Source organism: Corallococcus praedator, assembly GCF_003612125.1.
Lineage (GTDB): Bacteria > Myxococcota > Myxococcia > Myxococcales > Myxococcaceae > Corallococcus > Corallococcus praedator.
Genome location: NZ_RAWI01000821.1, coordinates 1 through 702, shown reverse-complemented (window position 1 = coordinate 702; position 702 = coordinate 1). Strand labels below are relative to the sequence as shown.

The 702-nt window shown below is 71.7% G+C and carries 1 protein-coding gene and 1 pseudogene; one reads left to right on the top strand and one right to left on the bottom strand.

Going from position 1 to position 702, the window contains the following annotated elements; all coding sequences use genetic code 11:
- A pseudogene (locus tag D7Y13_RS49665) lies at positions 1 to 139 on the top strand (XRE family transcriptional regulator); the annotation flags it as partial.
- A gap of 11 nt (positions 140 to 150) precedes the next feature.
- Here D7Y13_RS49665 and D7Y13_RS41955 read toward each other — a convergent pair.
- Positions 151 to 561, bottom strand: coding sequence for a hypothetical protein (locus tag D7Y13_RS41955; protein ID WP_120533050.1), 411 nt, complete (start codon positions 559 to 561; stop codon positions 151 to 153).
- Positions 562 to 702: the final 141 nt, after the last annotated feature.

Genomic DNA, 702 nt, shown 5'->3' with positions numbered 1-702 from the left:
GCTGTGGGAAGAGGACTCCACGGACAAGGACGACCTGCCGGAGATGCGGCGCCTGCTGCGCTCCCTGCGCCGGCTGCCGCGCCCCCAGCTCAAGCTGATGAGCCTGGTGGCGAGCGCCATCCTCCCGACGCGCCGCTAGCCCGCTTTGGGTCAGCGCGCCGCCGGGGCCCGGGACGCGTCCTGGGGCGGCTTCGTCACCTTCCAGACCCAGCCGGAGGGGGTGACGTCGCGGTGCGTGGTGTTCACGTCCACCGCGTACACGTCCAGGGTGTGCTCGCCCTCGGGCAGGTCCTTCAGGCGCCAGGGGGATTCGCAGGGGATGTAGAGGCTGCCGTCGAGCGAGCACCAGAACACGGGCTTCAGCGTCGTGGCGGTGAAGACGAAGCGGGCCTCCCGGGAGGTCGTGGCCCCGGGAGGGCCCTCGTCGATGAAGGTGTCCGGTCCCGGGTTGCCCGCCCGCGCCAGTGACGGCGGGAACAGCAGCGGCATCAGCACCAGCCCCAGCAGCAGGGACGCCAGCACACCATGGGGCAGATACCGCAGGGACGGCGGGGGAATCATGGTGGGGACTCCGAGGCTCGGGCGCGCGACACCGGGGTCCTCCGACGCCCGCGTGCCTGGATCGCGACGCAAGGCGGCGGCCTCGTTGGACGGGGGCGTGTCATGGAGTCCAGGGATCGGGAAAGGGACGACTTCCTGGAG